Source organism: Streptomyces sp. NPDC004435 (assembly GCF_042873895.1).
GTDB lineage: Bacteria > Actinomycetota > Actinomycetes > Streptomycetales > Streptomycetaceae > Streptomyces.
The window spans coordinates 43,563-69,046 of the sequence record NZ_JBIAMB010000007.1; the positions used below are offsets into that span (position 1 = coordinate 43,563).

Genomic DNA, 25,484 nt, shown 5'->3' on the forward strand with positions numbered 1-25,484 from the left:
CGGGGCCGATCGACGGAATAACCTCCGCCGACCGGCCCCGGCACTTCACCGCGTGTTACGCGCGCGGCTTCTCGCGCATCTCGTACGTCGCGATGACGTCGTCGATCTTGATGTCGTTGAAGTTTCCGAGGTTGATACCACCCTCGAAGCCCTCGCGGATCTCGGTGACGTCGTCCTTGAAGCGGCGCAGACCCTCGATGTTGAGGTTCTCGGCGATGACCTTGCCGTCGCGGAGGAGGCGCGCCTTGGTGTTGCGCTTGACCTCGCCGGAGCGGATGAGGACACCGGCGATGTTGCCGAGCTTGGAGGAGCGGAAGACCTCGCGGATCTCCGCGGTGCCCAGCTCGACCTCCTCGAACTCCGGCTTGAGCAGACCCTTGAGGGCCGCCTCGATCTCCTCGATCGCCTGGTAGATGACCGAGTAGTACCGGACGTCCACACCCTCGCGCTCGGCCATCTGCTGCGCACGCCCGGCGGCGCGCACGTTGAAGCCGATCACGATGGCGTCGGAGCCCATCGCCAGGTCGATGTCGGACTCGGTGACGGCACCCACGCCGCGGTGCAGGACGCGGATGTCGACCTCCTCGCCGACGTCCAGCTGGAGCAGGGAGGACTCCAGGGCCTCGACGGAACCAGACGCGTCACCCTTGATGATCAGGTTCAGCTGCTGGATCTCGCCGGCCTTGAGCACCTTGTCCAGGTCCTCGAGCGAGACACGGCGGACGCGCTTGGCGAAGGCCGCGTTCCGCTCGCGGGCGGCGCGCTTCTCGGCGATCTGGCGGGCGGTGCGGTCCTCGTCGACGACGAGGAAGTTGTCACCGGCACCCGGGACGTTGGTGAGGCCCAGGACGAGGACGGGGGTCGACGGGGTCGCCTCCTCCACGTTGTTGCCCTTGTCGTCGAGCATGGCCCGGACTCGGCCGTACGCGTCGCCCGCGACGATGGTGTCGCCGATGCGCAGCGTTCCGCGCTGGACGAGGACGGTCGAGACGGCACCGCGACCGCGGTCGAGGTGGGACTCGATCGCAATACCCTGCGCGTCCTGGTCCGGGTTGGCCCGGAGGTCGAGCGAGGCGTCGGCGGTGAGGACCACGGCCTCCAGCAGGGAGTCGATGTGCAGACCCTGCTTGGCGGAGATGTCGACGAACATCGTGTCGCCGCCGTACTCCTCGGCCACCAGACCGAACTCGGTCAGCTGACCGCGGACCTTGACCGGGTCGGCACCCTCGACGTCGATCTTGTTGACCGCGACGACGATCGGGACGCCGGCGGCCTTGGCGTGGTTGAGCGCCTCGATCGTCTGCGGCATGACGCCGTCGTTGGCCGCGACCACGAGGATCGCGATGTCGGTCGACTTCGCACCACGGGCACGCATGGCGGTGAACGCCTCGTGACCCGGGGTGTCGATGAAGGTGATGCGACGCTCTTCGCCGTTGACCTCGGTACCGACCTGGTAGGCACCGATGTGCTGGGTGATGCCACCGGCCTCGCCCGCGACCACGTTGGTCTTGCGGATCGCGTCGAGAAGGCGGGTCTTACCGTGGTCGACGTGACCCATGACGGTCACGACCGGCGGACGGGAGACCAGGGCCTCTTCGCCGCCCTCGTCCTCGCCGAACTCGATGTCGAAGGACTCGAGCAGCTCGCGGTCCTCCTCCTCCGGGCTGACGACCTGGACGACGTAGTTCATCTCCTCGGCCAGCATGACGAGCGTGTCGTCGGAGACGGACTGCGTGGCCGTGACCATCTCACCGAGGTTCATCATGACCGCGACGAGCGACGCCGGGTTGGCGCCGATCTTCTCCGCGAAGTCGGTGAGGGACGCACCGCGCGACAGGCGAATGGTCTCGCCGTTGCCGCGAGGCAGCATCACGCCGCCCACGGACGGGGCCTGCATGGCCTCGTACTCCTGGCGCCTCTGCCGCTTCGACTTGCGACCGCGACGCGCGGGACCGCCGGGACGACCGAAGGCGCCCTGCGTGCCACCACGGCCACCCGGACCGCCGGGACGGCCACCGAAGCCGCCGGGACGACCGCCGAAGCCGCCGCCACCGCCGCCGGGACCACCCGGACGACCGCCGCCGCCACCACCGGGACCACCGGGACGGCCGGCGAAGCCGCCGCCACCGCCACCGGGACCGGCCGGACGACCGGCGAAGCCGGGACGACCGCCGCCGCCGCCGGGACCGCCCGGACGACCGCCGGGGCCACCGGGACCACGGCCGCCGGGGCCCGGACGCGGGCCGGCAGCGGGACGCTGCGGCATCATGCCCGGGTTCGGACGGTTACCGCCGGGCGCACCGCCCGGACGGGGGGCCTGCGGACGAGGCATGCCACCGGGGGTGGGACGGGCGCCGCCCTGACCCTGCGGGCGCGGGGCGCCACCGGGGCCGCCCTGCGGACGCGGGGCACCCGGAACGGCACCGGGGCCGCCGGGGCGCGGAGCACCGCCACCGGGACGGGGCGTCTGCGGACGCGCCATGCCGGTGGAGCCGCCGGAGGTGAAGGGGTTGTTGCCCGGACGCGGGCCGGCCGGACGCGGGGCGCCCGGACGCGGGGCCTGCTGGCCGGGACGGGGGGCCTGCTGGCCCGGGCGCGGCGCCGACTGGCCCGGACGGGCACCGGTCTGACGCGGGCCGGGGGCGGCACCACCGGGACGCTGGCCACCGGCGGCGGGAGCCGCCGGAGGCGCGGTGAACTCCGGGTTGGTCGGAGCCGGGGCGGCGGGGGCCGGCTTGGGGGCCGGTGCCGGAGCCGCGGGCTTCGGACCCGGGGTCGGACGCGGGCCGGGGGCCGGCGTCGAGGGCTTCTCTGCCGCCGCGGGCTTGGGCGCCGGGGTGGGCGCTCCAGGCTTCGGGGCGGCGGGACGGGCGGCCTGCGCCGGGGACGGCGCCGGGGCACCCGGCTTGGGGGCGGGCGCCGCCTTGCGGGGCGCGCCGGGCTTGGCAGCGGTCTTGCCGGCGGAACCGCCGGGACCCTGCAAAGCGTCAGTCAACTTGCGCACGACCGGCGCCTCGATGGTCGAGGACGCCGAACGGACGAATTCACCGAGTTCCTGGAGCTTGGCCATGACGACCTTGCTCTCCACACCGAACTCCTTGGCGAGTTCGTATACCCGGACCTTAGCCACTTCGCTCCTTTATAGGTCCGGTTACCGCCGGACCGTCGCTACTTCATGGGCGTACTCATCGCGTACTCATCGAGTGCTCATCGCAATCTCGACCTACTTCCGACTCGCGAGGTACCTGACCGCACGGTGTTCCGTGCCGTACTTCTTGTTCACTGCGGTGCCGCCTGCGCGGCCTGCTCGACGTGATCCCGCAGAACCGCCGTGTCGAGCGGACCCGGGACCTTGAAGGCCCTCGGGAACGCCCTGCGGCGGACCGCCAGGTCGAGACAGTGCAAGGCGGGGTGCACGTACGCACCCCGGCCGGGCAGCGTACCGCGATGATCGGGGACGCACTCGTCCTTGTTCACCACGATCCGCAGCAGATCGCTCTTGGCCGCTCGCTCCCGGCATCCCACACAGGTTCGCTCAGGGCACGCGCGGGCATGCGTCCGGCCAGACACGATTAAGTCTACCTCCCCGTACCGACCTCACCCGTTTGGGGCAAAAATCGAACAGCTGTTGGCCAAAAACGATCTCCGACGTGTGGCGGAGTCGCTCAGCCCTCCTCGGCCGGAGCCTCGGTGTCCGGCCGGATGTCGATGCGCCAGCCGGTGAGACGGGCGGCCAGGCGGGCGTTCTGGCCCTCCTTGCCGATGGCCAGCGAGAGCTGGTAGTCGGGGACCGTCACCCGGGCGGACCGGGCGGCGGCGTCGACGACCTCGACCTTGGAGACCCGGGCCGGGGAGAGCGCGTTCGCCACCATCTCCGCCGGGTCGTCCGACCAGTCGACGATGTCGATCTTCTCGCCGAGCAGCTCCGCCATCACGTTCCGGACGCGGCTGCCCATGGGGCCGATGCAGGCGCCCTTGGCGTTCAGGCCCGAACGGGTGGAACGGACCGCGATCTTGGTCCGGTGACCGGCCTCACGGGCGATCGCCGAGATCTCGACCGAACCGTCGGCGATCTCCGGCACCTCCAGGGCGAAGAGCTTCTTCACCAGATTGGGGTGGGTGCGCGAAAGGGTGACGGACGGGCCGCGGACGCCCTTGGCGACGCGGACGACGTACGTGCGCAGCCGCAGGCCGTGCGTGTAGTCCTCGCCCGGCACCTGCTCCTGCACCGGAAGGATGGCCTCCAGCTTGTCGTCCAGCTTGACGAGGACGTTCTTGGGGTCCTTGCCCTGCTGCACCACGCCGGCGACGACATCGCCCTCGCGGCGGGCGTACTCGCCGAAGGTCACGTCGTTCTCGGCGTCGCGCAGCCGCTGCTGGATGACCTGGCGGGCGGTGCTCGCCGCGATGCGGCCGAAGTCCGACGGGGTGTCGTCGAACTCCTTGGGCTCCTGCCCCTCCTCCAGGTCGGCCGCGTCCTCCTCGGCCCAGACCGTCACGTGCCCGGTGTGCCGGTCCAGCTCCACGCGCGCGTGGCGGCGGGCGGACGGGGTGCGGTGGTACGCGATGAGGAGGGCCGACTCGATCGCCTCGACCAGCATCTCGAAGGAGATTTCCTTCTCCTGTGCCAAGCCCTTCAGGAGCTTCACGTCGATGTCCACGGCTACGCCTCCTCTTCCTTCTTGTCCTTGCGGTTGAACTCGATCTCGACACGCGCCTTGGCGATCTCGGCGAACTCCACGCGGCGGGCGGTGGCCTTGCGGCCCTTCACGCCCGGGACCTCGGTGTCGAGCCCGTCCTCGTCCACGGCCAGGATGCGGGTGACCAGCTCCCCGCCCTCGGCGAGCTGGAGCTTCACCAGCCGGCCGGTGGCCCGGACGTAGTGGCGGCGCTCGGAGAGCGGACGGTCGGCACCCGGGGAGCTGACCTCCAGGACGTACTCGCCGTCGCCCATGGCGTCGGTCTCGTCCAGCTTCGCGGAGATCGCGCGGCTCAGCTCGGCACAGGCGTCCAGCTCGACGCCCTCGTCCGAGTCGACGACGATCCTCAGCAGTCCGCGGCGGCCGGCCCGGGACACCTCGATCTCCTCCAGATCCAGGTTCTCCGCGTGGACGAGCGGCTCAATGAGTCCGCGCAGCCTGTCGCTCTGGGTGGTGCTCATCCGGGTGACTCCTCGGCCGCGTGTGCTGTTGTGGGTACGTCGCTCGTCGCTGCTTGTCGCTGCGTGTCGGACCAAGGGTATCCGGTCGCGGAGGGTGTTGCCGTCCACGGCGGGGGCCCCCGCGGGTACGCTCGCCTGCGGTGATCTTCGACGGGCGGCCGGGAGGGGTCCGGAATGCTGAGGGAGAGAGCGTGACGACGACGGGGAGACGCGCCGTGCTCGTTGCGGGGGCCTCGGCCGCCGCGGCGGCCCTGACGGGCTGCACCTCCGACGCCGGGGGCCCGCGCCGCCCGAGCGCGGCCCAGGAGGCGGCGGCCCGCGAGGCCGAACGGGTGGCCCGCGCCGAGGCTGCCCTCCGCCGCCGCGCGGTGAGCGCCTCACGGATCTTGCTGGAACGTTACGACACCACCCTCGCCGCCCATCCCGCGCTCCACGCGCGCGTGGCCCCCCTGCGCGCCTCCGTCGCGGCCCACGCGAAGGCCCTCGGCGAGGGCGGCCCCACCGCCTCGGCCACCCCGACGCCGTCCGCCGCCGCCACCGGCGCGGCCGCCCCCACGGCCACCGGGACACCCGCCCGGGCCGTACCCGCCGACCCGGAGACCGCGCTGCGGGAGCTGGCCGCCGCCGCCAGGACCGCTGCCGACGCGCACACCGCCGAGCTGCTCGCGGCGCCGCCCGAGTACGCCCGGCTGCTCGCCTCCGTGGCCGCCGCCGGCGCCGCCCACGCCTACCTCCTCACCGAAGGAGCCCGCGCATGAGCGCCCTCCCCGCCGCCCAGGCCGCCCTCGCCGCCGAGCACGCGGCGGTGTACGGCTACGGGGTCGTCGGCGGCCGGGTCGCCGACGACCGCCGGGCCGAGGCCACCGCCGCCTACGAGGCGCACCGGGCCCGCCGGGACGCGCTGCGCCGCACCGTCCGCGACCTCGGCGGTACGCCGGCCGCCGCGGCCGCCGCGTACGAGCTGCCGTTCCGGGTGGCCGACCCGGCCGGCGCGGTGCGGCTCGCGGCCGTCCTGGAGGACCGGGTGGCCGGGGTCTACTCCGATCTGGTGCGGGCCTCCGAGGGGCCGCTGCGGAGCGAGGCGGCGGCGGCGCTGCGGGAGGCGGCGGTCCGTGCGGTGCGGTGGCGCGGGAGCGACGTAACCTTTCCTGGGCTCGCCGAGCGGGTGTGAGTCCGGCCCCCACCAGCCTTGATCACCCCGCCCCAGCAGAAGGAACGACGCACGCATGGGTTTCGAAGCACCCCGGCGACTGGTGACGGCGCTCCAGGAGCGGTACGGCGAGGCCGCCGCGGCCGACTGGCTCGGGCGGCTCCCCGGCCTCGCCGAGCGGGTGCCCGAGGAGGCCGGTCTGACCGTCGAGCGGGTGGTGGCCCCCGGCGGACGCGACAGCCTGGTCCTGCTCGTCCGCGACGCCGGCGGCGAACCCGCCGCGCTCAAGATCGCGCCGCCGTTCACCCGTCCGGAGCGGGAGCGGGAGGCGCTCGCGCACTGGAACGGCTGGGGCGCGGTTCGGCTCCTCGCGCAGGCGCCCGAGGACTCCCTCGTCCTCGAACGGCTGCACCCCGAGGTGTCGCTCCGCTCGCTGCCGGAGGCCAAGGCGCTGCTCGAAGCGGCCGGGACCGTACGGAAGCTGTGGGTGGACCCGCCGGCCGGGCACGCCTTCGAGACGGTGGCGGTGCGCACCGCCCGCCAGGCGTCCGCCATGGAGCACCACCGTGCCGACGCCGCCGCCGGGGAGCTGGCCGCCGCCGCGCTCGCCGTCCGCGAGGAACTGCTCGCGGACTCCGCCGAGGAGCTGCTGCTGCACGGCGACTTCCGGCAGGGCAAGGTGCTCGGCGGCGACCGCGCGCCCTGGCTGGCGGTCGGGCCCGACCCGGTGGTCGGCGAGCGCGCCTACGACCTCGCGCGGCTGGTCCGGGAGCGGGTCGAGGACCTGGTCGCCTCCTCCGCCGGCGCCCCCGCGGCCCGGCGGCGGGTCAACAAGCTGGCCGACTCGCTCGACGTCGACCGGGAGCGGCTGCGCGGCTGGACGCTCTTCCGGACCGTCGAGTCCGGTACGCGGGCGCTGGCCGGCGGGCGCCGGCAGGAGGCCGAGTGGCTGCTGGAGTTCGCGAGCTGGCTGTGAGTCCGCGGGCCCTTTGAGGGGAATACCCTTTTTGTATCCCTTCCTCAGGGGGTCCCGATGATCGAAGACATCCTCCTGGCCGTGGCGGGAGCCGGTGTGGCCGCGGTGGCGTACGTCGGAGCCGCGGCCCGCGTCGTGAAGCAGTACGAACGGGGCGTCGTCTTCCGCTTCGGCCGGCTGCGGGGCGAGGTGCGGCCGCCCGGGTTCACCATGGTCGTTCCCGCGGTCGACCGGCTCCACAAGGTGAACATGCAGATCGTCACGATGCCGGTGCCCGCGCAGGAGGGCATCACGCGGGACAACGTGACGGTACGGGTCGACGCCGTCGTCTACTTCAAGGTGGTGGACGCGGCGGAGGCGCTGGTGCGGGTCGAGGACTACAAGTTCGCGGTCTCGCAGATGGCGCAGACCTCGCTGCGGTCGATCATCGGCAAGAGCGACCTCGACGACCTGCTGTCCAACCGCGAGAAGCTCAACCAGGGACTGGAGCTGATGCTCGACTCCCCCGCGATCGGGTGGGGCGTGCAGATCGACCGGGTCGAGATCAAGGACGTCTCCCTGCCGGAGACCATGAAGCGGTCGATGGCGCGGCAGGCGGAGGCGGACCGGGAGCGGCGGGCCCGTCTGATCAACGCGGACGCGGAGCTCCAGGCGTCGAAGAAGCTGGCGGAGGCGGCGCATCAGCTGGAGGACGCGCCGTCGGCGCTTCAGCTGCGGCTGTTGCAGACGGTGATGGCCGTGGCGGCCGAGAAGAACTCGACGCTGGTGCTGCCGATCCCGGTCGAGCTGCTGCGGTTCCTGGAGCGCGCGACCCCGGAGGCACCGCCGTCCGCGCCGCCCGCGTCCGCGCCGCCCGCGCCTGGGCAGGCCCCGGCCCCACAGGCCCCGGCGCCGCTGCCCCCGGTCGAGGACCTGACGGGCCCGTCGGTGGACCCGGCGCCCTGACGCCCCCGCCGCCGTTTCCTCGGGGGAACGGCGGCGGGGGCGTTCGGGGTCAGGAGGTCAGGGCGGCCAGGGCCTCTTCGACGGTGAGTTCCTGGCGGTCGCCGGTGCGGCGGTCCTTCAGCTCCAGGACGCCCTCCGCCGCGCGGCGGCCGGCGACGAGGATCTTGGGGACGCCCATCAGCTCGGAGTCGGTGAACTTGACGCCCGGCGAGACGCCCGCGCGGTCGTCGACCAGGACGCGCAGGCCCGCGGCCGAGAGCTTGTCGGAGACCTCCAGGGCCAGCTCGGTCTGGAGCGCCTTGCCGGCCGCGACGACGTGGACGTCGGCGGGGGCGACCTCGGCCGGCCAGCACAGGCCCTTGTCGTCGGCGGTCTGCTCGGCGAGCGCGGCGACGGCGCGCGAGACGCCGATGCCGTAGGAGCCCATGGTCACGCGGACCGGCTTGCCGTTCTGGCCGAGGACGTCGAGCTTCAGCGCGTCCGCGTACTTGCGGCCGAGCTGGAAGATGTGACCGATCTCGATCGCGCGGTCGAGCCTGAGGCCGGTGCCGCACGCGGGGCACGGGTCGCCCTCCTGGACGACGACGACGTCGACGTACTCCTCGACCTCGAAGTCACGCCCCGCGACGACGTTCTTCGCGTGCGTGCCCTCCTCGTTGGCGCCGGTGATCCAGGCGGTGCCGGGGGCGACGCGGGGGTCGGCGATGTAGCGGACCTTCTCCAGGCCCTGGGGGCCGACGTAGCCGCGGACGAGGTCGGGGCGGCCGGCGAAGTCGGTCTCGGTGACCAGCTCGACGGCGGCCGGGGCGAAGTGCGCCTCGACCTTGTCCAGGTCGACCTCGCGGTCGCCGGGGACGCCGACGGCGACGATCTCGCCGTCGACCTTCACCAGGAGGTTCTTGAGCGTGGCGGAGGCCGGGACGCCGAGGTGGGCGGCGAGGGTCTCGATGGTGGGGGTGTCGGGCGTGGGGATGGCCTCCAGGGCCGGGACCGCGGAGCCGTCGACGGCCTTGACCGCCTGGTACACGGCCTCGGTGTTGGCGGCGAAGTCGCAGTTCGGACAGTCGGCGAAGGTGTCCTCGCCGGCCTCGGCCGGGGCGAGGAACTCCTCGGACTTCGAGCCGCCCATGGCGCCGGCGGTGGCGGCGCAGATGCGGTAGTCGAGGCCGAGGCGCTCGAAGATCCGCTGGTACGCCTCGCGGTGCACGCCGTAGGACCGGGCCAGGCCCTCGTCCTCGGTGTCGAAGGAGTAGGAGTCCTTCATGAGGAACTCGCGGCCGCGCAGGATGCCGGCGCGGGGGCGGGCCTCGTCGCGGAACTTGGTCTGGATCTGGTACAGGATGACGGGCAGGTCCTTGTAGGACGAGCACTGGTCCTTCACCAGGAGGGTGAAGATCTCCTCGTGGGTGGGGCCGAGGAGGTAGTCGCCGCCCTTGCGGTCCTGGAGGCGGAAGAGCTCGGCGCCGTACTCGCTCCAGCGGCCGGTGGCCTCGTAGGGCTCGCGGGGCAGCAGGGCCGGGAGGGAGACCTCCTGGGCACCGACGGCGTCCATCTCCTCGCGGACGATCCGCTCGACGTTGGCGAGGACCTTCTTGCCCAGCGGCAGCCAGCTCCAGATGCCGGCGGCGGTGCGGCGGACGTATCCGGCGCGGACGAGGAGCTTGTGGGAGAGGACCTCGGCGTCGGCCGGGTCGTCGCGCAGCGTCTTCGCCATCAACTGGGACATGCGCTGGACCGGTGCGTTGGCCATGGTTCTCGTACTCCTGCGGGGCTGGGGATCCCCCCTGCTCGACGAGCGGAGCCGAGAGCTCGGGGGGAGCTGATGGCCCCGAGATTATCCGGGCGGCCCCGTCCGCGAGAAATCAGTTCCGGCGCGGGAGCGGGAGCGGCGCGCCCATGACGGCGTAGGGGCGGGCCGCGCTCGGGAAGTGGACCTGGCGGGCGAGGTCGGTGTAGCCGAGCGAGTGGTAGAGGCCGCGGGCCGGCGAGTCGGTGTCGATCGCGGAGAGGATGGAGCGCTTCTCGTCCGCGGTGTCGGTGATGGTGGTGATCAGTCCCCGGCCGAGGCCCCGGCCCTGGAAGGCGGGGTGGACGTGGAGCTCGGTGATGACGAAGGAGGCGTCGAGCCAGTCGGCGGTGCCGGTGGCGCGCAGGTACGGCTCCACCACGGTGGACCACCAGTGGCTGCGGTCGTTGGGCATCCCGTACACGAAGCCGGCCAGCCGTCCGTCGGGGGTGGTGGCCCCGTAGGCGCGGGCTCCGGGGTTCATCAGGTGGCGCAGCACGATGTGACGGCGTACGGCGACCTCCTCGGCGTCGAGGCCGAAGGCGACCGCCTGTACGGCGAGGGCCTCGTCCACCCGGGCGGCGAGGTTGACGGGTCCGATCACGGCGGGTGCGTCGTCCATGCGGCGCACCCTACAAGTGCCCGCCCCTTCAGAACAGGACGCTCATGAACGCACCGGTCTCGCGGAAGCCGACGCGGTGGTAGGCGGCCCGGGCGGGGGTGTTGTAGTCGTTGACGTACAGGCTGACGACGGGGGCGATGTCGGCGAGGGCGTACTGGAGGACGGCGGCCATGCCGGTCTCGGAGAGGCCCTTGCCGCGGTGCTCGGGGGCGACCCAGACCCCCTGGATCTGGCACGCCTGTCGGGTGGCGGCGCCGATCTCCGCCTTGAAGACGACCTTGCCGTCGTCGATGCGGGCGAAGGAGCGGCCCGCGGCGACCAGCTCGGCGACCCGGGCCTGGTAGAGGAGGCCGCCGTCGCCGGCCATCGGGGAGACGCCGACCTCCTCGGTGAACATGGCGACGCAGGCGGGCATGATCACGTCCATCTCGTCCTTGCGGACGCGGCGGACGAGGGGGTCGGGGGTGACGGTCGCGGAGGGTTCCTCGGTGACCATGAGGGGCTGGTGGGCGCGGACGTCGCGGGCGGGGCCCCAGGCGGGTTCGAGGAGGCGCCAGAGTTCGCCGGTGGGTCCGGCCGGGCCGACGATCGAGGAGCAGCGGCGGCCGATCCGGCGGGCCCGGTCGGCGAAGGCGCGGACGGCCTCGGGGGTGGCGCAGATCGGGACCAGGTTGGCGCCCGCGTAGCAGAGCGAGGTGAGCCGTCCCTCGCTGTACCAGCCCCACATCTCGCCGCCCAGGCGCCAGGGGTCGAGCCCGGCGATCCGGACCCGGGCGGTGACGAAGGCGTTCTCGACCGGGGCGCTCTCCAGGACGGCGAGTGCGGCGCCGAGGTCGGCGGGTTCGAGGACCCGGGTGGTGGTCTGTGTCAACACGAGGGGGCCTCACCGTGCGGGTTCTGCTGGTCCTGGCACTGTACCCCTCCCCTTTCCGGCTCGGCTCGCCTCCGGGGCGCTTCCCGCCGGGCGCACGGACCGTGCGGGCCCGCCCGGCTCGTCCCGCACGGGGCTCCGCGCGCTCGGGGCCGTTCCCCCGGCGCGGCCCTTCGGCTCGCTCGCGGGGCGGACGCGCGGAACCCCTCCGGCCCGGGGCCGGAGGGGTTCCGCGGTGGTTCCGGTGGGTCAGCCGGCGACGGCGACGGTCGGCTCGCCGCTGGCGATGCCGTCCTTCTCCATCTGCTCGGCGATCTTGAGGGCCTCTTCGATGAGGGTCTCGACGATCTTCGACTCGGGGACGGTCTTGATGACCTCGCCCTTCACGAAGATCTGGCCCTTGCCGTTGCCGGAGGCGACGCCGAGGTCGGCCTCGCGGGCCTCGCCGGGGCCGTTGACGACGCAGCCCATGACGGCGACGCGGAGCGGGACGGTCATGCCGTCGAGGCCGGCGGTGACCTCCTCGGCGAGCTTGTAGACGTCGACCTGGGCGCGGCCGCAGGACGGGCAGGAGACGATCTCCAGGCGGCGCTGGCGCAGGTTGAGCGACTCCAGGATCTGGATGCCGACCTTGATCTCCTCGGCCGGCGGGGCGGAGAGGGAGACGCGGATGGTGTCGCCGATGCCCTGGGAGAGGAGCGCGCCGAAGGCGACGGCGGACTTGATGGTGCCCTGGAAGGCGGGGCCGGCCTCGGTGACGCCGAGGTGCAGCGGGTAGTCGCACTGGGCGGCGAGCTGGCGGTACGCCTCGACCATGACGACGGGGTCGTTGTGCTTGACCGAGATCTTGATGTCGCGGAAGCCGTGCTCCTCGAAGAGGGACGCCTCCCAGAGGGCGGACTCGACGAGCGCCTCGGGGGTGGCCTTGCCGTACTTCTTGAGCAGGCGGGCGTCGAGGGAGCCGGCGTTGACGCCGATGCGGATCGGGACGCGGGCGTCGCCGGCCGCCTTGGCGATCTCCTTGACCTTGTCGTCGAACTGCTTGATGTTGCCGGGGTTGACGCGGACCGCGGCGCAGCCGGCGTCGATCGCGGCGAAGACGTACTTCGGCTGGAAGTGGATGTCGGCGATCACCGGGATCTGCGACTTGCGGGCGATCACGGAGAGCGCGTCGGCGTCGTCCTGGGTCGGGCAGGCCACCCGGACGATCTGGCAGCCGGAGGCGGTCAGCTCGGCGATCTGCTGGAGGGTGGCGCCGATGTCGGAGGTGCGGGTCGTCGTCATGGACTGCACCGAGACGGGTGCGTCACCGCCGACGGCCACGCTGCCGACCTGGATCTGCCGGCTCTTGCGGCGTTCGGCGAGCCGGGTCGGGACGGTGGGCATACCGAGAGAAATCGCGGTCATCAGTAGTGCAACCTCAAAGGTCGTGCGTCGGCGGGCTCAGGCTTCCGAGGTTACCGCCCCGGGGGTGGGGGGCCGGACACGGCGGTGTACGGCCCCCCTGGGAGCTACGTCAGCTTCACCGGGTTGACGATGTCGGCGGCGAGGACGAGCAGCGTGAAACAGACGAAGACACCGGCGACCACGTAGGCGGCGGGCATCAGTTTGGCCACGTCGAACGGGCCGGGGTCGGGGCGCCGGAAGATCCGGGCCGTGTGGCGGCGGACGGACTCCCACAGGGCGCCCGCGATGTGGCCGCCGTCGAGCGGCAGCAGCGGGAGCATGTTGAAGAGGAACAGGGAGACGTTGAAGTACACCAGCAGGTTCATGAACATGACCAGGATGCGCTCCGGCGGGAGGTCCAGGTTCATGAGCTCGCCGGTGATGCGGGCGGCTCCGACGACGCCGACGGGCGAGTCCTCGGCGCGCTCTCCGTCACCGAAGGTGGCGTCCCAGAGGCCGGGGATCTTGCCGGGGAGGGCGACGACCGAGTGGAGGCCGTTCTCCATGAGCTCGCCCATGCGGTCGGTGGTCTCGCCGAAGCTGAGCGGCGCGACCTCCGTCTTGGAGGCGAAGCCGAGGTAGCCGGCCTTCTCGTAGGCGAGGGGGCGGGCGACCTGGCCGTTCTCGTCCTTCTTCAGGACCTGGTTGGCGACGAGCGTCGCGTGCAGGTCGAGGCGCTGCCCGTTCCGCTCGACGGTGACGGTGGCGGGGCCGATGGTCTTGCGGATGTGGTCGGAGAGGGTGTCCCAGTCGGAGACCGGGGTGCCGTTGAAGGCGACGATCGTGTCGCCGTCCCGCAGCCCCGCCTTGTGCGCCGGGGAGACCGGGTCGCCCGCGGCGCAGGTGTCCCGCTCGGCGCTCTGCTCGATGACGCACTTCTGGACGCCGGCGACCTTGGTGGTCTGGCCCTCGATGCCGAGGGTCATCAGGGAGCCGTAGAAGAGGCCGAGGGCGAGGACCAGGTTCATGAAGGGTCCGGCGAACATGACGATGACGCGCTTCCACGGCTTGCGCGTGTAGAAGAGCCGGGTCTCGTCGCCGGGCTTCAGCTCCTCGTAGGACGCCTCGCGGGCGTCCTCGATCATGGAGCGCCAGGGCGAGGTGGAGCGGGCCTCGATCTTGCCGTCGGCGCCGGGCGGGAACATGCCGATCATGCGGATGTAGCCGCCGGCCGGGATGGCCTTGATGCCGTACTCGGTCTCGCCGCGCTTCTTCGACCAGATCGTGGGGCCGAAGCCGACCATGTACTGCGGCACGCGGATGCCGAAGAGCTTGGCCGTGGAGAGGTGGCCCAGCTCGTGCCAGGCGATGGAGACGAGCAGCCCGAGGGCGAACAGGACGACGCCGAGGATCGTCAGGAGCACTTCCGTCATGCGCGCGCCTCCGCGGTTGCCTTCGCTGCGAGCTCTCGGGCCCGGGCCCGCGCCCAGGTCTCCGCTTCCAGGACGTCCGGCACCGTCAGGGAGGTTCCCCCGCTGGGCCGACCGTGTTCGGTGACGACCGCCGTGACGGTGTCCATGATGCCGTTGAAGGGCAGCCGGCCGGCGAGGAACGCCTCGACGCACTCCTCGTTGGCTGCGTTGAAGACGGCGGGGGCGGTGCCGCCGAGCTCGCCGACGTGCCGGGCGAGGTTCACCGACGGGAACGCCTCGTCGTCCAGCGGGAAGAACTCCCAGGTGGAGGCGGTGGACCAGTCGAAGGCGGGTGCGGCGTCGGGGATCCGCTCGGGCCAGCCGATGCCGATCGCGATGGGGCCGCGCATGTCCGGCGGGGTGGCCTGGGCGAGCGTGGAGCCGTCGGTGAACTCGACCATGGAGTGCACGTACGACTGGGGGTGGACGACGACCTCGATGCGGTCGAAGGGGATGTCGTAGAGGAGGTGTGCCTCGATGACCTCCAGGCCCTTGTTGACCAGGGTGGCGCTGTTGACCGTGATGACCGGGCCCATGGCCCAGGTCGGGTGGGCGAGCGCGTCCTCGCGGGTCACCCGCTCCAGGTCGGCGCGGGTGCGGCCGCGGAAGGGGCCGCCGGAGGCGGTGACGACCAGCTTGCGGACGTCGGCGCGGGTGCCGGCGGCGAGCGCCTGGAAGAGGGCGGCGTGCTCGGAGTCGACCGGGATGATCTGGCCGGGCTTCGCGAGCGCCTTGACCAGCGGGCCGCCGACGATCAGCGACTCCTTGTTGGCGAGGGCGAGCGTCCGGCCGGCCTCCAGGGCGGCGAGGGTCGGCGCGAGGCCGATGGAGCCGGTGATGCCGTTGAGCACGGTGTGGCACGGGGAGGCGGCGAGCTGGGTGGCGGCGTCGGGCCCGGCCAGGATCTCCGGCAGCGGCGCGGCCCCTCCCCCGCTCGCGCCGGCGGACCCCCAGCGCGCCTTCAGGGCCGTACGCAGCTCCTCGACGGCCTCCTCGCGGGCCACGGCGACCTGGGCGACCCCGAGGCGGTGCGCCTGCTCGGCCAGCAGGTCGATCCGGCTGCCGGAGGCGGCCAGGGCGGTGACCCGGAAGCGGTCGGGGTGGCGCAGCACCAGGTCGATGGCCTGGGTGCCGATGGAGCCCGTCGAGCCGAGGACGACGATGTCCCGGCGTCCTTCGGTGGTGTCGAAGGCGATGTGCGGGTCGGCGAGAGGTGAGGGGCGGTCGCTCATGCCCCCCATTCTGGCCTCAAACGCTGTGCGCTCTTCACGCGGTCCGGGCGATCGGGCCGAATCCGCCGAACACTCGGTGGAAGTCGGGGAAGGTCTTCTTCACGCAGCCGGGGTCGTCGAAGGTGATGCCGGGGGTCCTGAGGGCGGTGACCGCGAAGGACATGACGATCCGGTGGTCGCCGTGGGTGGCGATCTCGGCGGGGCCCGCGGGGGTGCCGGGGTGGATCTCGATCCAGTCGGGTCCGGTCTCGACGGTGATGCCGAGGCGGCGGAGGTTCTCGGCGCAGGCGTCGAGCCGGTCGCACTCCTTGACCCGGGTGTTGGCGACGTCCTCGATGCGGACCGGCCCGTCGGCGAAGGGGGCGATCGCGGCGAGCGTCGGCATGGTGTCCGAGATGTCCCGCATGTTGACGGTGAGTCCGCGCAGGGTGCCGGTGGAGCGGACGCTGGTGGCGTCGGGCGTCACCTCGACCTCGGCGCCCATCCGGCGCAGCACGTCGACGAAGGCGAGGTCGCCCTGGAGGGCGCCGGTGCCGAGGCCGGGGACGGTGACCGCGCGGCCGGGTTCGAGGGCGGCCGCGGCGAAGAAGTAGCTGGCGGTGGAGGCGTCGGGCTCGATCGGGTAGCGCGCCGCCCGGTAGCCGGTGGGGGCGACCCGGTAGGTGCGGCCCTCGCGGGTGACCTCGGCTCCGAAGGACCGCATCATCGCCAGGGTGATCTCGACGTACGGCTCCGAGACGAGGTCGGTGACGGTGATGTCGAGGCCCTCGGCGGTGAGCGGGCCGAGCATCAGCAGGGCCGTCAGGTACTGGGAGGACTGTCCGGCGTCGAGGGTGAGCGCGCCGCCCTTCACCCCGGCGGCGTGCACGGCGAGCGGGTGGTGGCCGTCGCGCTCCCCGTGGCGCAGGTCGACGCCCAGCTCGCGCAGGGCGGCGGAGAGCGGGCCGAGCGGGCGGCGGCGCATCTGGGCGGAGGCGTCGAAGCGGAAGGTGCCGTGGCCGGCGGCGGCGAGGGTGGGCAGGAAGCGGGCGGTGGTGGCGCCGTCGCGGCAGTACACGTCGGCGTCGGTGGTACCGGGTCCGGCGGGGCGGCCCTCGATGTGCCAGGCGCCGGGCTCCCGCCGGACGGAGTAGCCGAGGGCGCCGAGCCCTTCGGCGAAGCCCTCGGTGTCGTCGGAGACGAGCGGGCGCAGGAGGGTCGTGGTGCCCTCCGCGGCGGCGGCGAGGAAGAGCGCGCGGGCGGTGACGGACTTGGAGCCGGGGATGTCGATGACGGTCACGCCGCCCATCCTGCCGCGCCGGGCGGGGCACCCGTCGCCGCGTTCCGCTCCGTGGACGGGCGGGGAGGGGCGGGGCCTCAGGGGGGGTACGGGCGGGGTGGGGCGGGGTGGGGCGGGGTGGGGCCGGGCACGTACGGGCGGGGTGAGGCGGGGCCGGGCACGTACCGGCCGGGGGCGTACGAAAGGCGGCCCGAGCCCCCGCACAGTGGGCTCGGACCGCCTGGTCTCGTGGTGCGCGTGTCCTAGAGGGCGAGGCCCGTCAGGACGAGCACGCGCTCGTAGGTGTAGTCGTCCATGGCGTACGCCACGCCCTCGCGGCCGACGCCGGAGCGCTTGGCGCCGCCGTACGGCATCTGGTCGGCGCGGTACGAGGGGACGTCGCCGACGATCACGCCGCCGACCTCCAGGGCGCGGTGGGCGCGGAAGGCGGTCTGCAGGTCGTGGGTGAAGACGCCGGCCTGGAGGCCGAAGTCGGAGTCGTTGACCGCGGCGAACGCCTCGGCCTCGCCGTCGACCTTGGCGACCGTGAGGACCGGGCCGAAGACCTCGGCGCGGGCCAGGGTGACGCCGGCCGGGAGGTCGGTGAGGACGGTCGGGGCGTAGGTGGCACCCTCGCGCTTGCCGCCCGCGAGGAGCGTGGCGCCGGCCGCGACGGCCTCGTCCACCCAGGACTCGACGCGCAGCGCGGCGGCCTCGTCGACGAGCGGGCCGACGTCGGTGGCGTCGTCCGCCGGGTCGCCGGTGACCTGGGCCTCGACGGCCGCGACGATCTTCGGGAGCAGGCGGTCGTAGACGGTGGCGTCGGCGATCACGCGCTGCACCGAGATGCAGGACTGGCCGCCCTGGTAGTTGGAGAAGGTCGCGATGCGGCTCGCGGCCCAGTCCAGGTCGGCCTCGGAGGACCAGTCCGGGAGGACGACGGCGGCGGCGTTGCCGCCCAGCTCCAGGGTGCAGTGCTTGTGCGGCACGGACTCGGCGATGGCGTAGCCGACCTTGTCCGAGCCGGTGAAGGAGATGACCGGGAGGCGCTCGTCCTGGACGAGGGCCGGCATGCGGTCGTTCGGCACGGTGAGGATCGACCAGGAGCCAGCCGGCAGGTCGGTCTCGGCCAGGATCTCGCCCAGGATGAGGGAGGAGATCGGGGTGGACGGGGCCGGCTTGAGGATGATCGGGGCGCCGACGGCGATGGCCGGGGCGACCTTGTGGGCGCTGAGGTTCAGCGGGAAGTTGAAGGGCGCGATGCCGAGGACGACGCCCTTGGGCACGCGGCGGGTGAGGGCGAGGCGACCCGCGCCGCCGGCCTCGGTGTCCAGGCGCTGGGCCTCGCCGGCGTTCCAGCGGCGGGCCTCCTCGGCGGCGAAACGGAAGACGGAGACGGCACGGCCGACCTCGCCGCGGGCCCACTTGATGGGCTTGCCGTTCTCGGCGGAGATGACCTGGGCGATCTCCTCGGTGCGCTCGGCGAGCCGCTTCGACACGTGGTCGAGGGCGGCGGCGCGGACGTGCGCCGGGGTGGCGGCGAACTCGTCGACGACCGCGTGGGCAGCGGCGACGGCCTCCTCGACCTGGGCCTCGGTGGGCACGGCGACCTTGCCGACCAGACGTCCGTCGTACGAGTTCGTGACGTCGAAGGTGGTGTCGCCGGTGGCCTCGCGGCCGGCGACCCAGAAGGCGTGGGTGGTCGTCATTGTGCGTCCCGGCCCTTTCCGTTTCGGGGTGCGAGCGGTTGCTCTCCAGACACGTTAGGGCCGGGACGCGTGCATGGCGTTTGTCCGTGGTGGAGTGATGGGCGTGGCGGCCTGTCCGCTTCGGCTGAAGAGTCGGGGGCGGTGCGGTGCCGGCCGGCGCGCCCGCCGTTCCGTGTGCGGCGCGGTGCGGAGCCGGTCAGCGCTCCTCGTACGCGGTGAAGGGCCGGTGGCCGCCGTCCCGGGCGGGGATCAGCCGCCCCTCGTACGCGAAGAGGTCCCGGATCTCGCCGGAGGAGGAGGCGACGGAGTCGGGGAAGGTGCGCATGTCCCGCTCCTCCCCGGTGTCGGCGTCGAGGACGAGCAGCCCGTCCTCGCCCCTGCTCGCGTACAGGTCGACCACGGCGGTGACCCTGCCGTCGGCGACGCGCAGGCCGACGACGTCCTCCAGGTCGCCCAGGTCGGCGTGCCACAGGCGCCGTCCGCTGCGCAGGTCGAAGGCCGTGACCGTCTCGTGGTCGTTCGCCTCGACCGCGTACAGCCGCCCGTAGGCGACCCGCGCCTGGGCCGGCACGGCGGTGGAGACGCGGCCGATGCCGTCGGTGCCGGGGACGATACGGCCCTGGGGGCTCCCGTCGTCGGCGAAGGAGAGGACCGTCGGGTAGCCGCTCAGGTCGAGGTCGGTGACGCTCACCACGGCGGGCTCGGCGGAGAGGAAGGAGGGGGTGTGGGTGAACCGCTCGACCGCCCGGCGCTCGTCGAGCATGGTCGTCCAGCGGTGTCTGCCGTCGGCCGGGTCGAAGGCGGCGAGCCGGACGTCGTCGCCCCCGCAGACGACGAGCGCGAGGACCTGGCGCTTCCCGGCGGCGACGCCGTGCGGGAAGCAGTCCTTCGGCACCGCGGCCGTCCAGCGCGGCTTGCCGGTGCGCAGGTCGAGGGCGCGCACGGCACGGTCGGGGCGGACGAAGCCGGGCGTGTTCCTGGCCCAGTCCTGGCCCCAGTAGGCGTACTCGTCGCGGACGACGGCGAGCCCGCCGCCGACGGCGACGACGTCCTTCTCGTCCTGGAGCACACCGCTCTCCGAGGTCCGGGCGGTGCGCCACAGCGCGCGCCCGTCCGCGAGGTCGAGGGCGACGACGGTGGCGCACCCCCCGCCCGCCCCGGCCTCGGCGGTCTTCCCGGCTCCGGACCCGCCCAGGGCGATCAGGGCGACGCCGTCCTCGGCGGTGCGGCTGACCGAGCAGATCGCGCCGCCCGCGGGCGGCGTGTACCGCCAGCGCTGGGCGCCGGAGCGGGCGTCGAAGCCGGTGACGCCGTCGGAGCGGCTGCTGACGAGGGTGTCGCCGGCGGCCCAGGCGCCGTTTCCGGAGTCGGAGCCGGTGGTCTCGCGCGGGGTGGTCCACACCTCGCGCAGGGAGTCGCCGGGGAGGTAGCCCTCGCCGGCGAGGGCGGCGACCGTGATCCCGCCGCAGCCGGCGAGGAAGGCGAGGGCGACGCCGACGGCGACGCCGTACCGGGCGAGGCGTGAGGCGGGTTTCCCCGCACGCCCTCCCGCGGCGCTCCCGCGCCTCGCGGCCCCCGCCGCTCTGCCGTTCCTCGTCCCCGTCGTCGCCATCCGGTCCCCCGCCCCTGTCGTCATGCTCACGACCCGTCGTTACGAGGGATCAGGGTAGGGCCAGGACGATCTTCGCCGGTCACCCCCTCCGCTCGGTCGTGACGATCAGACAGACGGCCGCGACGACGATCCCGCCGCCGAGGAGGATCGGCCAGGTCAGGGCCTCGTCGAGGATCAGCGCGCCGAGCAGGACGGCGACGACCGGGTTGACGTACGCGTAGGTGGCCGCGAGCGAGACCGGGGCGGACTGGAGGAGCCAGGCGTACGCGGTGAAGGCGATCAGCGAACCGAAGACGACCAGATAGGCGAGGGCGATCCAGGAGCTGCCGGAGACGGCGCCGGGGTCGAAGCCGCGGTGCTCGCCGCGTATCAGGCCGACGACGATGCCGCCGACCCCGCCGGCGAGCATCTCGTACACGCTCGCGGTGAAGGGGTTGGCGGGCAGGGGGAGGCGGGCCGAGGAGACCGTGCCGAGAGACCAGAGCAGGGCGGCGAGGACGACGGCGAGGACGCCCCCGATGCCGACCTCGCCGCTGAGCCCGGGGAGGGTGAGGACGGCGAGACCGGCCATGCCGAGCAGGACGCCGCCGTAGGCACCGCGCCCGGGGCGCTCGCCCGCGGCGCGGCGCAGCAGCACGACCCAGACGGGGACGGCGGCGACGAGGAGGGCGGCGAGGCCGGAGGGGATGCTCGTCTCGGCGAGGTTGACGAGGCCGTTGCCGCCGAGGATCAGGAGCAGGCCGACGAGCGCGGCGGAGCCGAGCCGGCGCCGGTCCACCTTGAGCGCGGCGGGGCCGTGGCGCCAGGCCACGATCACGGCGAGGAGGAGTCCGGCGACGATGAAGCGGGAACCCGAGGCGAGGAAGGGCGGGACGGTCTCGACGACGAACCGGATGCCGAGGTAGGTGGAGCCCCAGACGACGTACACGATGGCGAGGGCGGCCCAGACGGCTCCGCTGATGCGCCGGCCGGACGGACCGGGCTTCCCCGGGAGGGTGATCGCGGACGGGGGCGCCGGGGGTGCCGGGCGTGCGGAGGGGGCGGCGGGATCGGGACCGGGATCGACGGCAGGGCTTGTCATGACCAGGAGATTAGGGATCCTGATCGCGTCCGGCCAGGAATTCTGCCCGCCTTCGGGCAGGAAGGGCCGCTATTTCTCGCTATTTCTCGCCCTCGCCGGTGGTTTTGAGGGCGAGCCAGAGCTCCATGCGGACGTCCGGGTCGTCGAGGGAGCGGCCGAGGATCTCCTCGACGCGCCGCATCCGGTACCGCAGCGTGTGCCGGTGGACGCCCAGGTCGGCGGCGGCGGCGTCCCACTGGCCGTGCCGGGAGAGCCAGGCGCGCAGCGAGGCGACCAGATCGCCGCGGCCGGTCGCGTCGTGCTCGCGCAGCGCCCGGAGCATGCCGTCGGCGAAGGCCCGTACGGCGTCGTCGGCGAGGAGCGGCAGGACGGAGCCGGCCGCCAGGTCCTCGTGCTCGACGAGGGCGCGGCCGCGGCGGCGGGCCACCGAGAGGGCCTGCTCCGCCTGCTTGTACGCGACGGCGGCGGTGACCGGGCCGGCGGCGGCGGAGAGCCCGACGACGACCCCGGTCTCCTCGGCCTCGCGCTCGGCGTACCCGGCGCAGGCGGCGACGACCGCGCCGGAGTCTCCGGCGAGGACGACGAGCCGGTCGTCGCCCTCCGGGACCGTGAGCACGGCCTCTCCGGCGCGTGCGGCGGCGGTCTCCAGGGACTCGGCGAGGGTCGGCAGCGGGGGCTCGGCGGGCGCCTGCTCGCCACCGGCGGACTCGGCGACGAGGAGCCGGAAGGGGGCGTCGAGGAGGCCGCCGTACACGTCTCCGGCGACGGTGCGGGCGTGCTCGGGCTGCCCGGCGAGCATCATGCGCAGCACGGCGGCGCCCAGCCGGTGCTCGGCGGCCTGGAGGGAGCGGGAGCGCTCGGTGGTGAGGGTGAGGAGGGCGATCGCCGAGTGGACGGCGTACCGCTCGGCGGTGCCGAGGGGCGCGCCGGTGCCGACGGCGAGGGCGCCGCGGACCCGGCGGCCGGTGCCGAGGGACTGGAGCTCGACCCGGTCGTCGGTGCCGCCGACGACGGCGCTGGCGGGGGCGGGCCGTTCGCGCAGCCGCTCGACGTCCGGGGTGAGGCGGGCGGCGCGGCGGGCGGCCCAGTCGGGCGAGACGGCGACGACGGTGCCCGCGGCGTCGTAGAGCGCGGCCCAGCCGTCGACGTGGGCGGCGAGCCGGGCGACGACGGCGTCGGGCCCCTCGGCGAGCGCGGCCCGCGTCAGCTCGCGCTGCGCCTCGAATCCGGCGGTCACGGCCCGGTACTGGTCGGCGGCGATGGCGGCGGAGACAGCCTTGCTGATGGCGAGGAACGGGGTGCGGCGCGGCACTTCGAGCAGCGGCAGGTGCTCGGCCCGGGCGGCTTCGAGGAGGGCGCCGGGGATCTCGTCGTAGTTCACCCCGACGGCGAACCCGAGCCCGACGACCCCCGCTCCGAGCAGCCGCCGCACATACCGTCGCATCGCCTCGCCGTCCTCGGCGTCGAGCGTCAGGGCGGTGGTCAGCAGCAGCTCCCCGCCCTCCATGTACGGCACGGGATCGGCCAGCTCACTGACGTGCGCCCACCGTACGGGCGTGTCGAGCCGGTCCTCCCCGGCCCGGACCACGAGCCGGAGGGAGGAGTGCTGTACGAGCGAGGCGAGGGTGGGCGGCATCGGAAACCGGCGGACCTTTGAGCGGACCGAACACGGACGAACCGCACCCGGCGACGGGGACGCCGCTGGGGAGGGCGGCGCACCCGATTGTGCCAGGGTGGCCGACCGCTCGCGCGGGCCCGCGCGGGCGGTCGGGCCGCTCGGGCGGCTTCGGCCGGTGCCGGTCAGCCGCGCAGGTCGACCAGGACGGGAGGCATGTGCGCGCCGCGGACCGTGGTCAGGGAGACGACGGCGTGGCCGGGGGGCAGGGAGTGGGCGAGTTCGGACGCCGACCAGCGTTCCCGTTCGACCTTCCGCAGCGTGACGGCGTCGGTGGTGACGGCCTTGCCGGTGAGCCTCTTGCGCACGGCGTGCAGGGCCCGGGTCATCGGCTGGTTGGCGAAGACGGTGTGGTGCGCGACCTCCTCGGTCTCCACCCACTCCGTGCCCCACGCCTCCGCGAAGCCGCGGCCGTCCCAGGTGGTGACGCCGGAGAGGGCGGCCCGGCAGCCGACGGCGGCGAGCAGGGGACCGTGCAGCGGCTCGGGGACGTCGCCGAGGGTCCGCAGACCGAGGACGACACCCGCGTCGTGGGAGCGGAGCCGCTGGAGGGAGCGGACGGTCCCGCCGGTCAGCGCGCCGGTGGCGTCGTCCAGGACCAGCCCGGCGAAGTGGGGTCGGCGGCCGCCGGACCGGGCGGTGGCCAGGAACTGGGCGAGGACGAGGCGCGCGAGCAGCCGGGACGCCTCCTCGTGCCCGTGCTCGGGCAGCTCCAGGCGGACCCTGAGCGGATGGTGGGCGACGGTGTTCAGGGAGAAGGGCCGCGCCGCTCCCGTACCGGCGCCGAAGAAGTCCGCGAAGGCGGGGCGGTCGAGGAGGGCGAGCCGGTCCGCGAGGAGCGGGCCGGGGTCGGCGGGTCCGCCCGCCTGGCGGATCCGTCCCTCCAGCTCGCGCCGCATGGCCGCGGCGTCGGCCGGCAGCCGGCCGAGCAGGGCGGTGAGCGGCTCGGCTCCCACCTCCAGGAGCTCCCGCAGCACCGGCACCGGAGGGAAGGTCCCGTGGACGGCCCGGTACGGGCCGAGGAGCTGGGCGAGCACGGTCCCGGCGCGGCGCGGGTCGAGCGACTCGACGTCGCCGGCGAGGCCCTCGGCGAGCAGCGCGGCGGCCTCGTCCGGTTCGGTGAGCCCGCCGTAGAGGTCGAGGTCGTAGGGGGAGGCGGGGTCGCCGAGCCGGACCACCACGTCGTACGCCGCGTCCGGGCCGTACGGGGCGGAGGGGCCGCCGACGGCGACGACCGCGCAGCCGCCGGTGAGGGCTTGGAGGGTGAGGGCCTCGGCGGCGGCGGCGGTCACTCCGCCGGCGGGTCCGCCGCCGGGCGGTCCGACGACGAGCATCGAGGTGCCGAGCACGGCCGGGTCGAGCGCGACCCCGGCGCCGCGGTAGGCGGCCGGGTTCCGCTCGCCGTCCGCGGCCCGCCCGATCCGGACCTGCCCGAGCAGCAGGTCGTGGGCGGCCGTCCGGCGCGGCAGGTCGCGGTCGCCGGAGGGGTGGGCCCAGGCGGCGGCGCCCTGCCGGAACACGGTGTCGACGAAGCCCGCGAGCCGGCGGGCGTCGTCACGGCTGCGTTCCCAGCGGTGGGTGACGCGGGCGACGTCCACCTCGTTCATGCGCCCGCCGAGCACCTCGTCCTGGAGCAGATCGGCTGCCTGTCCCTGCCCGGCGTCCCGCAGTCCGGGCCAGGTGGAGCGGGGGGCGGGGGCGCCGGGGGCCGCGGCGGCCGGTCGCCGGGAGCCCCGCCAGGTCCTGAGGACTCCGCGCCAGTCGCCGACCCGGGCGAAGGGCCACAGCACGCCGACGGTGATCAGCAGGGAGAGGAGATAGACGGGGACGGTCGTGATGATGTCGTAGCCGCCGCCGACGAGGGCGAGCAAGGAGAAGAACGGGGAGGCGATGGGCAGCGGGTCCCAGTCGACGAAGGGGAACCACTCGGGCCAGACGAAGGTCAGGGTGACCAGACCGGCGGCGGCGGTGAGGGCCGCCCGGGCGGGCGGCCCGTACGGCTCCAGCAGATGGCGTACGACGGTGCCCCAGGCGCCGAGCCGGGCGACGGCGAGGACGATCGCGCCGAAGACGACGCCGCTGTAGACGATGTGCGCCTCGACGCCGTGCCAGTCGCGGGCGGTGGTCGTCCCGGCGTACCACCACTCCTCCGGGGTGAGGACCTGCAGCGGGATCCACAGGTAGGGCACCCCTCCGCGGCGCCACACGGACCACAGGATCAGGGCGATGACGATCGGGATGACGAGTCCGGCCACGGTGACCGGCGCGAGCCGGGTCCGTTCCCGGGGAGGCGTCGGCGGGACGTGGCGGAAACGCCAGATGCCGGGGGCGGCCTCGGGTCGGGGGGCGTCCAACCAGTCGGCGACGGCGCTGCGCGCGCCGGGGGCACCGGTGGGCTGGGAGGGGACGGTGGCAGGCGGCGCGGAGAAGGGCACCCGCGGTGCGTGGGCGGGCGGCGCCGGCGGCATCGGCGGGGGCGTGGGCGGCGGGACCGCCGCCCCCCTCGTGTCGTGTGACTCGTACGTGCCGTCGGTCTCCATGAACCCCT

Annotated in this window: 20 protein-coding genes; 4 read left to right on the plus strand and 16 right to left on the minus strand. The window is 73.8% G+C overall.

From position 1 onward, the window contains the following. Positions 1–55: 55 nt before the first annotated feature. The 4 genes from infB to rimP all read right to left on the minus strand — a co-directional run bounded on the left by infB (position 56) and on the right by rimP (position 5,161). Positions 56–3,130 carry a translation initiation factor IF-2 gene (gene infB / locus ACFYT9_RS14195; protein ID WP_387278817.1) on the minus strand — a complete coding sequence of 1,025 codons (3,075 nt, stop codon included), beginning with the start codon at positions 3,128–3,130 and terminating at the stop codon, positions 56–58. Positions 3,131–3,279: 149 nt separating this feature from the next. Next, entirely contained in the window at positions 3,280–3,570 is a 291-nt protein-coding gene (locus ACFYT9_RS14200) for a YlxR family protein (protein ID WP_376604052.1), read from the minus strand. A gap of 95 nt (positions 3,571–3,665) precedes the next feature. After that, positions 3,666–4,661, minus strand: coding sequence for a transcription termination factor NusA (gene nusA / locus ACFYT9_RS14205; RefSeq protein ID WP_387278819.1), 996 nt, complete (start codon positions 4,659–4,661; stop codon positions 3,666–3,668). 2 nt (positions 4,662–4,663) lie between these two features. Continuing rightward, a complete protein-coding gene (gene rimP / locus ACFYT9_RS14210; protein ID WP_389163420.1) occupies positions 4,664–5,161 on the minus strand; it encodes a ribosome maturation factor RimP in 498 nt (165 codons plus the stop codon). 191 nt (positions 5,162–5,352) lie between these two features. Between rimP and ACFYT9_RS14215 the strand changes: the two genes are divergently transcribed. The 4 genes from ACFYT9_RS14215 to ACFYT9_RS14230 are packed head-to-tail and all read left to right on the plus strand — an operon-like array spanning position 5,353 to position 8,232. Next, positions 5,353–5,919 (plus strand): hypothetical protein, encoded by a 567-nt coding sequence (locus tag ACFYT9_RS14215; protein WP_389163423.1) that lies wholly within the window; start codon positions 5,353–5,355, stop codon positions 5,917–5,919. Beyond that, positions 5,916–6,332 (plus strand): ferritin-like domain-containing protein, encoded by a 417-nt coding sequence (locus ACFYT9_RS14220; RefSeq protein ID WP_376604060.1) that lies wholly within the window; start codon positions 5,916–5,918, stop codon positions 6,330–6,332. The genes ACFYT9_RS14215 and ACFYT9_RS14220 overlap by 4 nt, the downstream gene beginning before the upstream one ends. Before the next feature lie 55 nt (positions 6,333–6,387). Then, positions 6,388–7,287 (plus strand): aminoglycoside phosphotransferase family protein, encoded by a 900-nt coding sequence (locus ACFYT9_RS14225; RefSeq protein ID WP_389163426.1) that lies wholly within the window; start codon positions 6,388–6,390, stop codon positions 7,285–7,287. Between the two features lie 57 nt (positions 7,288–7,344). Beyond that, positions 7,345–8,232 carry a slipin family protein gene (locus ACFYT9_RS14230; protein WP_387278829.1) on the plus strand — a complete coding sequence of 296 codons (888 nt, stop codon included), beginning with the start codon at positions 7,345–7,347 and terminating at the stop codon, positions 8,230–8,232. Between the two features lie 49 nt (positions 8,233–8,281). On the opposite strand, the gene ACFYT9_RS14235 is transcribed toward ACFYT9_RS14230, so the two are convergent. The 12 genes from ACFYT9_RS14235 to ACFYT9_RS14290 form a co-directional block, all read right to left on the minus strand. Then, entirely contained in the window at positions 8,282–9,982 is a 1,701-nt protein-coding gene (locus ACFYT9_RS14235) for a proline--tRNA ligase (protein ID WP_387278831.1), read from the minus strand. 112 nt (positions 9,983–10,094) lie between these two features. Further along, a complete protein-coding gene (locus ACFYT9_RS14240; RefSeq protein WP_389163430.1) occupies positions 10,095–10,640 on the minus strand; it encodes a GNAT family N-acetyltransferase in 546 nt (181 codons plus the stop codon). Between the two features lie 28 nt (positions 10,641–10,668). Further along, positions 10,669–11,514 carry a GNAT family N-acetyltransferase gene (locus tag ACFYT9_RS14245; protein ID WP_389163433.1) on the minus strand — a complete coding sequence of 282 codons (846 nt, stop codon included), beginning with the start codon at positions 11,512–11,514 and terminating at the stop codon, positions 10,669–10,671. A gap of 246 nt (positions 11,515–11,760) precedes the next feature. Continuing rightward, the gene (gene ispG / locus ACFYT9_RS14250; protein ID WP_376602189.1) at positions 11,761–12,918 is read right to left on the minus strand and encodes a flavodoxin-dependent (E)-4-hydroxy-3-methylbut-2-enyl-diphosphate synthase; all 1,158 of its coding nucleotides are present in this window, start codon (positions 12,916–12,918) and stop codon (positions 11,761–11,763) included. A gap of 104 nt (positions 12,919–13,022) precedes the next feature. Then, positions 13,023–14,330 carry an RIP metalloprotease gene (locus ACFYT9_RS14255; RefSeq protein ID WP_376602190.1) on the minus strand — a complete coding sequence of 436 codons (1,308 nt, stop codon included), beginning with the start codon at positions 14,328–14,330 and terminating at the stop codon, positions 13,023–13,025. Next, positions 14,327–15,601: a 1-deoxy-D-xylulose-5-phosphate reductoisomerase gene (gene dxr / locus ACFYT9_RS14260; protein ID WP_387276375.1), complete on the minus strand. Its 1,275-nt coding sequence runs from the start codon at positions 15,599–15,601 to the stop codon at positions 14,327–14,329. The genes ACFYT9_RS14255 and dxr overlap by 4 nt, the downstream gene beginning before the upstream one ends. 34 nt (positions 15,602–15,635) lie before the next feature. Next, a complete protein-coding gene (aroA, locus tag ACFYT9_RS14265; protein WP_376602192.1) occupies positions 15,636–16,880 on the minus strand; it encodes a 3-phosphoshikimate 1-carboxyvinyltransferase in 1,245 nt (414 codons plus the stop codon). A 242-nt stretch (positions 16,881–17,122) separates the two neighbouring features. Continuing rightward, a complete protein-coding gene (locus ACFYT9_RS14270) occupies positions 17,123–18,568 on the minus strand; it encodes an aldehyde dehydrogenase family protein (protein WP_387276372.1) in 1,446 nt (481 codons plus the stop codon). A gap of 196 nt (positions 18,569–18,764) precedes the next feature. After that, positions 18,765–20,204 (minus strand): PQQ-binding-like beta-propeller repeat protein, encoded by a 1,440-nt coding sequence (locus ACFYT9_RS14275; protein ID WP_389163858.1) that lies wholly within the window; start codon positions 20,202–20,204, stop codon positions 18,765–18,767. 55 nt (positions 20,205–20,259) lie between these two features. After that, the gene (locus tag ACFYT9_RS14280) at positions 20,260–21,261 is read right to left on the minus strand and encodes an EamA family transporter (protein ID WP_389163438.1); all 1,002 of its coding nucleotides are present in this window, start codon (positions 21,259–21,261) and stop codon (positions 20,260–20,262) included. Positions 21,262–21,340: 79 nt separating this feature from the next. Beyond that, positions 21,341–22,897, minus strand: coding sequence for a PucR family transcriptional regulator (locus ACFYT9_RS14285; protein WP_389163441.1), 1,557 nt, complete (start codon positions 22,895–22,897; stop codon positions 21,341–21,343). A 164-nt stretch (positions 22,898–23,061) separates the two neighbouring features. Further along, positions 23,062–25,476, minus strand: a complete 2,415-nt coding sequence (locus tag ACFYT9_RS14290; protein WP_389163444.1) for an ATP/GTP-binding protein — start codon at positions 25,474–25,476, stop codon at positions 23,062–23,064. Positions 25,477–25,484: the final 8 nt, after the last annotated feature.